This window comes from Methylobacterium sp. Leaf104 (assembly GCF_001422885.1).
Taxonomy (GTDB): Bacteria; Pseudomonadota; Alphaproteobacteria; order Rhizobiales; family Beijerinckiaceae; genus Methylobacterium.
In genome coordinates this window covers 1-9,495 of record NZ_LMMZ01000020.1, presented here as the reverse complement: position 1 = coordinate 9,495, position 9,495 = coordinate 1, and the positions used below count along the sequence as shown (strand labels likewise).

The 9,495-nt window shown below is 71.6% G+C and carries 7 protein-coding genes and 1 pseudogene; 5 read left to right on the top strand and 3 right to left on the bottom strand.

Going from position 1 to position 9,495, the window contains the following annotated elements:
• Positions 1-360 precede the first annotated feature (360 nt).
• Entirely contained in the window at positions 361-2,355 is a 1,995-nt protein-coding gene (locus ASF49_RS12505; RefSeq protein WP_056473209.1) for a M23 family metallopeptidase, read from the top strand.
• Positions 2,356-2,394: 39 nt separating this feature from the next.
• Here ASF49_RS12505 and gluQRS read toward each other — a convergent pair whose 3' ends face one another.
• The 3 genes from gluQRS to ASF49_RS12490 are packed head-to-tail and all read right to left on the bottom strand — an operon-like array spanning position 2,395 to position 5,740.
• On the bottom strand, positions 2,395-3,303 hold the full coding sequence (gene gluQRS / locus ASF49_RS12500; RefSeq protein ID WP_056473201.1) for a tRNA glutamyl-Q(34) synthetase GluQRS: 909 nt from the start codon (positions 3,301-3,303) through the stop codon (positions 2,395-2,397).
• A gap of 26 nt (positions 3,304-3,329) precedes the next feature.
• Positions 3,330-3,611 (bottom strand): hypothetical protein, encoded by a 282-nt coding sequence (locus ASF49_RS12495; RefSeq protein ID WP_056473199.1) that lies wholly within the window; start codon positions 3,609-3,611, stop codon positions 3,330-3,332.
• Positions 3,612-3,649: 38 nt separating this feature from the next.
• Positions 3,650-5,740: an ATP-binding protein gene (locus ASF49_RS12490; protein ID WP_056473190.1), complete on the bottom strand. Its 2,091-nt coding sequence runs from the start codon at positions 5,738-5,740 to the stop codon at positions 3,650-3,652.
• A 220-nt stretch (positions 5,741-5,960) separates the two neighbouring features.
• On the opposite strand from ASF49_RS12490, the gene trpA reads away from it, so the two are divergent.
• The 4 genes and pseudogenes from trpA to ASF49_RS12470 form a co-directional block, all read left to right on the top strand.
• Complete coding sequence (trpA, locus tag ASF49_RS12485) at positions 5,961-6,818, top strand: tryptophan synthase subunit alpha (protein WP_056473186.1); 858 nt, start codon at positions 5,961-5,963, stop codon at positions 6,816-6,818.
• 62 nt (positions 6,819-6,880) lie between these two features.
• Complete coding sequence (gene accD / locus ASF49_RS12480) at positions 6,881-7,792, top strand: acetyl-CoA carboxylase, carboxyltransferase subunit beta (protein ID WP_056473206.1); 912 nt, start codon at positions 6,881-6,883, stop codon at positions 7,790-7,792.
• Between the two features lie 49 nt (positions 7,793-7,841).
• On the top strand, positions 7,842-9,167 hold the full coding sequence (locus ASF49_RS12475) for a bifunctional folylpolyglutamate synthase/dihydrofolate synthase (protein ID WP_056473183.1): 1,326 nt from the start codon (positions 7,842-7,844) through the stop codon (positions 9,165-9,167).
• Between the two features lie 127 nt (positions 9,168-9,294).
• Positions 9,295-9,495, top strand: a pseudogene (locus ASF49_RS12470) (porin family protein); the annotation flags it as partial.

Sequence of the window (9,495 nt, the reverse complement as noted above, 5' to 3'; positions counted from 1 at the left end):
TAACCCCGCGCTCGTCTCAGGAGATGCAAAAGCAAGCCGCCAACCCCGTTGGCCGCCCGCCGATGAACCGGTGTATACGGACCACGCCCAAACCCGTCAACACCCTTGTGGAGAAATTTTCGCATCCGCCGCGGCGGGCGTTCTCCCGGTGCCGGTGACGGCGGGTTCGAAACGTGCCTCAATCTCGACATGCTGGGCCACGACATCGTGGGCCGGCCGCGCTGCGGCGCTCCGGGCCTCGATGCCGGACTGGCGAACCGAAGATCAGGAACCACTCCATTGAAGCGCGGCCGTCTGAAGATCGCGGAGCAGGACGGCCCGGGCCAGACCGGCGCCGGCGAGCCCCGAGCGGCCGCCCGCGTGCCCGTGAGCAACCTGCCCCCCCTCGATCTCCTCGGCCCGGACGCGACGCGGATCGACCGGCGCGACGTCAACCTGCGCTGGCTCTGCGCCAGCGCCCTCACGGGCCTGACCGGGGCAGCCCTGATCGGCGCGGCGATCCACGTCTCCCTCCAGAGCGAGGTCTCCTTCGCGGCGATCCCGGAGCGCGCGTCGAACGCCGTGCGGCCGGCGGTCAGCGACGGCACCGCCAACGTGGCGCGCAAGAGCGACCGCCTCGTGCGCAACCTGATGATCGCCTCCGCCAAGCAGAGCTTCCGCTCGCCGGTGACCGTGCGGCTGGGCGACCGCGAGATCATCAAGGTCCGTCCCTTCATGCGGGTCTCGACCGCGCTCTCGATGACGACGGGCGTCTTCGCCACCGAGATGCCCCGCTTCGACCCCATGAAGCTCAGCACCGACGAGCCGCTGGAGCGCGCGCCGGAGCCGGGCCTCGGCGACGCGCCGGGGGCGGAAGTCTCGGTGATCAAGCGCGATCTCGCCGGGATCGAGGTCGAGCCGGGCGCGCCCGCCCTCTCCGACGACGACGTGGCGGCGCAGATCGAGGAAGAGCGGCGCCTCTCGGCCGAGGCGGGACGCCGCGCCGCGATCCCGATCGCGCCGCAGATCATGCTGTCCCGAACCCTGCAGCAGGGCATGGCGACCTCCGCCTTCGACACGGCCGCGCGCCTCGGCGACGAGGGCTCGCCCTTCAAGTCCATCGACGTGCTGGTGGTGCCCGAGAACGTGACCAGCCTCGCCAAGAGCGGCGCCGGGGCCGAGCCGCCCCTCGTGGAGGAGCGCGACCTCGCGCTCAAGCGCGGCGAGACCCTGGAGGCCGCACTCCGGAACACCGCCCGCGCCAGCGACGAGCAGATCCGCGGCATCGTGGCGGCCCTCGGCGGCCGCACCCGGACGGCGGACCTGTCCGAAGGCCAGCAGTTCCGGCTGCAGGTCGCCCCCGGACCCAGGCCCGGCGATCCCCGGCAGGTCACCCGCTTGGTGCTCTACGGCGAGAACGGGATCGAGGGCATCGCCGCCATCAACGACCGCGGCGGCTTCGTGTCGGTGGCGCCGCCGACGGAGGATGCCCCCTCGCGCGCGGCGCCCGTCGTGGCCGAGGCGTCGGACGATGGCGAGGAGGAGGGCGGCACCGGGCCTCGCCTGTACCAGAGCCTCTACGAAACCGCGGCCCGGCACGACCTGCCGCGCGGCGCCGTCGACGACCTCGTCAAGATCTTCGGCTACGACGTCGACTTCCAGCGCCGGATCTCGCAGGGCGACAGCCTCGACGTCTTCTACACCTTCGACGACGAGGGCGCACAGGGTTCCACCGAGCGTCCGGAGCTGCTCTACGCCGCGCTCAATCTCGGCGGCGAGGCCCGGAAGGTCTACCGGTTCCAGTCCCCCGACGACGGGACCATCGATTATCTCGACGAGCAGGGCCGCTCGCTCAAGAAGTTCCTCATCCGCAAGCCCATCGCCGACGGCATCATGCGCTCGGGCTTCGGCTACCGCCGGCATCCCGTCCTCGGCTACGCCAAGCTCCATACCGGCGTCGACTGGGCGAACCCGATCGGCACGCCCATCGTCGCCGCCGGCAACGCGACGGTGCTGAAGGCGGAGTGGGACTCGGGCTACGGGCGCCGGATCGAGCTGCAGCACATCAACGGATACGTCACCACCTACAACCACATGTCCCGCTTCGCCCGCGGCATCACCGCGGGCGCCAAGGTGCGCCAGGGCCAGGTGATCGGCTATGTCGGCTCCACCGGCCTCTCCACCGGCGCCCACCTCCATTACGAGGTCATCATCAACGGCCACTTCGTGGACCCGATGAAGATCCGCGTGCCCCGCGGGCGCGAGCTCGACGGGCGGATGCTCGCCGAGTTCACCCGCCAGCGCGAGCAGATCGAGGGCACGATGCAGAAGTCGCGCACGGCCTCCGCCGTGGCCCAGCGCGACGTGATGCGCTGACCGGCAGACCCCGCCTCCGTCGAGGCCCGCAGGTTCGGTTCAGCGAAAGCCGAGCCGGTCGCGAATGTCCGGACCGGTGGCGCCCGCGGCGCGCAGGTCGGCGAGGGTCTGGGAGCCGCGGGATTTCGCCAGCTTCTCGCCGGAGCGATCCAGGAGCAGGTCGTGGTGATGGTAGCGCGGCGACGGCGCCCCGATCAGCGCCTGCAGCAGCACGTGCAGGTCGGTGCTGGCACGCAGATCGGCGCCGCGGACCACGTGGGTGATCCCCTGCGCGGCATCGTCCATCACCACAGCGAGGTGGTAGCTCGTCGGCACGTCGCGGCGGGCGATCACTGGATCGCCCCAGCGCGTCGGGTCGGCGGCCTCGACCCGTTCCGCACCGGGGCGGCGGACGCCCCCCCTCCCCTCCCCTGCCTCGACCGCGAAGGTCCGGACGACGTGCGGCCCGGGCGAGGCCGCCGCGGCGGCCGCCCCGTCGAGGCGCCAGGCATGCGGCTCACCGGCGGCGCGGCGCCGATCCGAGACGACCCTCGGCAGAACCCGGCAGGTGCCCGGATAGAGCGGCGCGCCGTCGGGATCGCGCGGCGCGGCCGTCCCGCTGGCGACGGCTTCGGCCTCCACCGCCGCCGCGATCGCGCCGCGGGAGCAGAAGCACGGATAGGCGAGACCGCGTCCGGCGAGGGACAGCACCTGCCGGTGATAACCTTCGAGGTGCTCCGACTGGCGACGCTCCGGCGGCGCGAACCGCAACCCGAGCCAGGCTAGGTCGTCGCGAATGGCCTGGACCAGTTCGGGCCGCGACCGGACCGGATCGATGTCCTCGATGCGCAGGATCAGGCGCCCCCCGGTCCCGGCCGCCAGGGCTTCGTTGAGGAGGGCGGAGAAGGCGTGTCCGAGATGCAGCCGTCCGTTCGGGCTGGGTGCGAAGCGGAACACCGGGGCGTTCACGGACGGATCCCTCCGATCGTCGCCCGTCAGCCGCCGGCGCGGCGCAGGCAGCTTGGTTCCTTCGGCACGCAGGCGATGCCCGGCAGCGAGCAGGCGATGCCGTCCGCGCCGCGCTGGCAGACGCGGCAGCCGTCGCCCCATTCGGCGCAGGCCGTATCGGCGCTCGGCTCGGCCTGGGCGCGCGGGTGCGAGGGCGCCGGCACCGCGGCCCCGATCAGGACCGTCGCGGCGGTGAGGGCGACGACGCTCCAGGCGACGCGGCGGTCGTGGCTGCGCGTCGGCGCGTCGGAGGTGAGGTCATCGGCCATGGCGCGGTGTTCGCGCGGGAGGCGCGACGTGTCAACGCTCAAGCGGCGGCCGCACGGCGTGCCAGCAGGTCCGGCAGGGCGCGCAGGTCCAGCGGCTTGGCGAGAAAATGATCGAAGCCGGCCGCCCGCGCCTCGCGCTCGTCGTCGCGACCGGCATTGGCCGTGAGGGCGACGAGCCGCAGGGCCGGCGACCGCTGCTCGGTCTCGCCGGCGCGGATGCGCCGGGCGGTCTCCAGGCCGTCGAGACCGGGCATGCGGATGTCGAGGAGGGCGAGATCGAAGGGCGCTTCCTCCGAGGCCTCCCGGATGCGCGCCAGCGCCTCCTCCCCGTCCCGGGCCAGGACGACCACGGCCCCGAGACGCTGGAGCGCCTTGGTGGCCAGGAGGGCGTTGATCGGATTGTCCTCGGCGAGGAGCACGCGCGGGCCGCCGGTGACCGGAACGCCCCGGGGCTCCCGCCCCGGATGCTCGGCTTCCTGCAGAACGGTCGTCCTCGCCGCCGCGACGCCGTCCATCCGCGAGGAGGCGGGTGCCAGCAGCCGGTCGAACAGCGACCGGGCGCGCACCGGCTTCACGAGGTAGCTGTCGAAGCCCGCGGCCGCCGGGGCCCCGAAATCGCGCCGGTCGAAGGGCGACAGCAGCACGAGGCAGCAGCGCACGCCCCGGCGCCCGGCCTCGCCGGACAGCGTCCGCACCGCGCCGTCCCCCAGGGTTCGATCGGCCAGGACCGCGTCGAAGGCCGCATCGGTTAGGGCGGCGAGGCCCGCCGCGAGGTCGGGCACCACCTGCGCGACGGCGCCCGAGCGGGTGAGCCGGCGGACGAGATAGGGGGCCTGGAACGGGGAACTCGCGACGATGAGGACCCGGCGGCCGTCGAGGCGCGGGGGCGGTTCACGCTCCGCCTCGACGATGCCGAGGGGCAGGGCGACGCCGAAGACGCTGCCTGCCCCGGGCTGGGAGGTGGCGTCGATGCGCCCGCCCATCCGCGTGACGAGGCGGCGGGTGATGGCGAGGCCGAGCCCGGTTCCCTCGTGCCGCCGGCTGGCGCTGTCGTCGCCCTGCTCGAACTCCTCGAACAGGCGCGGGATGCGCTCCTCCGGGATGCCCGGGCCGGTATCCGCGATGGCGATGCGCAGGTGGCCGTCGCCGTAGCCGAGTTCGACGCCGACGCCGCCGGAGGCGGTGAACTTGATGGCGTTGCCGGCGAGGTTGATCAGGATCTGGCGGACCCGGTCCGCGTCGCCGACCACCAGGCGCGGCACCTCGTCGGCGATGTCGACGGCGATCTCGATGCCCTTGTCCTGGGCGCGCGGCGCGAGCAGTTCCACCACGGCCTCGGCGATCTCGGCCGGATCGAAGGGCTCCGCCGCCAGATCGAGGCGACCGGCCTCGATGCGCGAGAAGTCGAGGATGCCGTCGATCAGGGTCAGCAGGGCCTTGCCGGAGGTTCCGATGGCCTCGACATAGGTGCGCTGCTCGGGATCGAGCCCGGTCTCCAGGACGAGGTCGGCCATGCCGAGAATCCCGTTGAGCGGCGTGCGGAACTCGTGGCTGACGGTGGCGAGGAAGCGCGATTTGGCCACGTTGGCCGCCTCGGCCCGGGTCAGCGCCTCGTCGAGGGAGCGTGCGGATTCGACCCGCTCGGTGATGTCGGCGCCGGCGCGAAGCCATTGCGTCTCGCCGGTGCTGCCCGGGACCGGCATCTCGGTGAAGGCGTACCAGCGCGGTGGCCCCGAGACCGGTGCGAGCCGCATCTCGACGAAGCGGACGCCGTCCGCGTGCCGGACGACGGGCCCCGTCTCCAGCACGTCGGGCTGGCGGGTCGTGCCGAGGAGCGATAGGGGCTCGGCGCCGACGAGGCGGCCGAACCCCGCATTGGCGAAGGTGATCCGTCCCTTGGAATCGCGCTGGACGATGATCTCCGTCGTCGCCTCGACCAGGGCGCGGTAGCGCTCCTCGCTTTCGGAGAGGCGCCAGATCCGGTCTTCGAGCAGTTCGGTCCCGGCGCCGTCCTGCAGGACGGGCCGATGGCTGTCCGCGGCCTGACGGGTGCGGGCACGCAGGACCCAGCCCGCCAGGAAGGCGAGTCCGGACGGGAGGAGGACGAGGACGACGTCCTGCAGAGTCATGAAGCCAGCCTCCGGCAGTTCGAGGGCCTGCCGGGTCCGACCATGCCGCCCGAGCCTGAAGGCCGGCTTTCGAAAGGCCGTTAAGGATTGGTAGCCGCGGCGCATCGCCGTCGACGCGACGCCCGGCCCGCTTCACGGGCCGTTCGCGATGGTGTAGGCGCGGCGGCTTGATCCCGGGCCGCGCCAGGGGCGGCCCCGGGGAACGTGAGACGTGAGTGTCATGACGGCTACGAGTTCGGCAAATCCCGGTCAGGCGCGCATCGCCGCCGCCTTCGCACGTTGCCGCGCCGAGAAGCGGGCGGCCCTGGTGACCTACGTCATGGCCGGCGACCCGGATGCCGAGACGTCCCTGAAGGTGCTGGAGGCCCTGCCCGCCTCGGGCGCCGACATCGTCGAGTTCGGCCTGCCCTTCACCGACCCGATGGCCGACGGCCCGGCGATCCAGGCGGCCGGCCTGCGGGCGCTCAAGCACGGGCAGGGCGCGGTGCGGACCCTCGACCTCGTCCGGCGCTTTCGCCGGGGGAACGACAGGACGCCGGTGATCCTGATGGGATACTTCAATCCGATCCACACCTACGGGGTCGAGCGCTTCCTCGACGATGCCCTCGCGGCCGGCATCGATGGGCTGATCATCGTCGACCTGCCGCCGGAGGAGGACGACGAGCTCTGCCTGCCGGCTCTGGCCAAGGGCCTCGCCTTCATCCGCCTCGCCACGCCGACCACCGACGAGAAGCGGCTCCCCGCCGTCCTCGCGAACACGGCCGGCTTCGTCTACTACGTCTCGATCACCGGCATCACCGGCACGGCGACGCCGAACTTCGACCGCGTCGCCGAGGCGGTGGGGCGGATCCGCCGACACACCGACCTGCCGATCGTCGTGGGCTTCGGCGTGCGCACCGGCGCCGATGCCGCCGCCATCGCCCGCGGTGCCGACGGGGTCGTGGTCGGCTCGGCCCTGGTCGACGCCATGCGGGCGACCCTCGACGCGGAGGGCGTGTCGAAGGGCGGCACGGTCGACGCCGTCAGCGCCCTGGTCCGCGAGCTCGCCGAGGGCGTTCGCTCCTCGCCCCGCGCCTGACGCAATTTCACGAGACTTTCCGGCTCGCTCGCTTCGAGCTCGCACAAGGACGCCGTCGGATGATGGTTGAACCGATGAACTGGATCTCGGAGGTCGTGCGCCCCAAGATCAAGACCCTGTTCAAGCGCGAGACTCCGGAGAACCTCTGGGTCAAGTGTCCCGACACGGGCCAGATGGTCTTCCACAAGGAGGTGGAGAGCAACCACTGGGTCATCCCCGGCTCCGAGCACCATCTCAAGATGAGCGCCCAGGCGCGCCTGAAGATGATGTTCGACGAGGGCACCTGGATCGACGTGCCCCTTCCGGAGGTGGCCACCGATCCCCTGAAGTTCCGGGACGAGAAGCGCTACGTCGACCGCCTGAAGGACGCCCGGGCCAAGACGGGGATGAACGACGCCTTCAAGGTCGGCTTCGGCCGGGTCTCGGGCCTCCCCATGACGCTGGCGGTGCAGGACTTCGCCTTCATGGCCGGCTCCCTGGGCATGGCGGCCGGCGAGGCCTTCGTGCGCGGTGCCGAGACCGCCCTCGACAAGCGCACCCCCTACATCCTGTTCTCGGCCTCCGGCGGCGCGCGCATGCAGGAGGGGATCCTCTCGCTCATGCAGATGCCCCGCACCACCGTGGCGGTGCGCCGGCTCAACGCGGCGAAGCTGCCCTACATCGTGGTGCTCTCGAACCCGACCACCGGCGGGGTGACCGCCTCGTACGCGATGCTCGGCGACGTCCATCTCGCCGAGCCCGGCGCGCTGATCTGCTTTGCCGGCCCGCGCGTGATCGAGCAGACCATCCGCGAGAAGCTGCCCGACGGGTTCCAGCGCGCGGAGTACCTGCGCGACCACGGCATGGTCGATCAGGTCGTACACCGCCACGCCCTCAAGGACACGATCGCCAACCTGTGCGGCCTCCTCACGAACCAGGCGCCGGGGATGCAGCCGGCCCGAACGGCCGCCGCTCCGGTTCAGGAGCCCGCCTGAGGCCCCCCGCCCGCCGAACCCCCTTTCCTCCGCGACGCGACGTTCGACCATGGATTCCTCCGACGCGCTGATGGCGCGCTTCCTCGCCCTCCACCCCCGCACGATCGACCTGTCGCTGGGGCGGATCGAGCGCCTCCTCGCCCGTCTCGGCCATCCCGAGCGCAAGCTCCCGCCGGTGATCCACGTCGCCGGCACCAACGGGAAGGGCTCGACCATCGCCTTCATGCGGGCGATCCTCGAGGCGGCGGGGCTGGCGGCCCACGTCTACACCTCGCCGCACCTCGTGCGCTTCCACGAGCGCATCCGGATCGGGGCCGTCGGCGGCGGCCAGTTCGTCCCCGAGGACCAGCTCGCTGATGCCTTCGCGCGCTGCGAAGCGGCCAACGAGGGCGAACCGATCACCGTGTTCGAGATCACAACGGCGGCGGCCCTCCTGCTCTTCTCCGAGGAACCGGCCGACGTGCTGCTGCTGGAAGTCGGCCTCGGCGGCCGCGTCGACGCCACGAACGTGATCGACCGGCCTGCCGCCGCCGTGGTCACGCCCATCGGGCGCGACCATGCCGAGTATCTCGGCGACACCGTCGAAGCCGTCGCCACCGAGAAGGCCGGCATCTTCAAGCAGGGCTGCCCGGCGATCATCGCCGCGCAGGATTACGCCGAGGCCGATTCGGTCCTGTGCCGTCTCGCCGAATCCGTGGGCGCCACGCCGATCCGGGTCGGCAACCAGGATTTCTCGGTCCATGCCGAGCGCGGGCGGCTCGTCTACCAGGACGACGTCGACCTGTTCGATCTGCCGAAACCCCGCCTCAACGGGCGCCACCAGTTCACCAATGCGGGCACCGCGATCGCGGCCCTGCGGGCGGCCGGCTTCGGCGACATCGGCACCGCCGCCATCGAGGCCGGGCTCAACAGCGTCGAGTGGCCCGGGCGCCTGCAGCGCCTGAACCGGGGACGCCTGTCCGAGCTCGTGCCGAAGGGCGCCGAACTCTGGCTCGACGGCGGCCACAACATCGACGGCGGCCGCATCCTCGCCGCCGCCATGGCAGATCTCGGCGAGCGCTCGGACGTTCCGCTCGTCCTCATCGTCGGCCTGCTGGGTACCAAGGACGCGGAAGGCTTCCTGCGCAATTTCATCGGTCTGGCGCGCGTGCTGGTCGCGGTTCCGATCGCCGGGCAGATGGCCGCCCGGCCGGCCGACGAGGTCGCGAGCATCGCCGCGGAGGTCGGCTTGAACGCCCACACCGCGCCCAGCGTCGAGGCCGCCCTCGAGAGCCTGGCGAGCATCGCCTTCGAGCAGCCGCCGCGCATCCTGATCTGCGGTTCGCTCTACTTGGTGGGTGCTGTCCTCACCGCCAACGGCACGCCGCCCATCTGATTTTCTTAACTTTTCCAGCTTCGTTCACGACCACGTCAAGTCTGCTGTGTGACCCTGGCGCTACATCTTGGCTGTGGAAACTGAAGTAGGTTCTCGGTCGATCGGGCATATCGCTGGGGATCAAATAATGAAAAAGCTTCTTACGTCTTTCGCGGCCTTCACGGCCCTCACCGCCGCCGCTTCGGCCGCTGATCTGCCGCGCCGCGCTGCGCCGCCGGTCTTCGTGCCGGTGCCGGTGTTCACCTGGACCGGCTTCTACGCCGGTTTCAACGCCGGCTACGGCTTCGACGTCGGCAACACGCCTGCACGGTGCCGGTCATCGAGTGCC

Coding starts and splice junctions, on each gene's coding strand:
- ASF49_RS12495 (WP_056473199.1), bottom strand. CDS start 3,611: ATGGCCGATGACCTCACCTCCGACGCGCCGACGCGCAGCCACGACCGC.
- ASF49_RS12490 (WP_056473190.1), bottom strand. CDS start 5,740: ATGACTCTGCAGGACGTCGTCCTCGTCCTCCTCCCGTCCGGACTCGCC.
- trpA (WP_056473186.1), top strand. CDS start 5,961: ATGACGGCTACGAGTTCGGCAAATCCCGGTCAGGCGCGCATCGCCGCC.
- accD (WP_056473206.1), top strand. CDS start 6,881: ATGGTTGAACCGATGAACTGGATCTCGGAGGTCGTGCGCCCCAAGATC.
- ASF49_RS12475 (WP_056473183.1), top strand. CDS start 7,842: ATGGATTCCTCCGACGCGCTGATGGCGCGCTTCCTCGCCCTCCACCCC.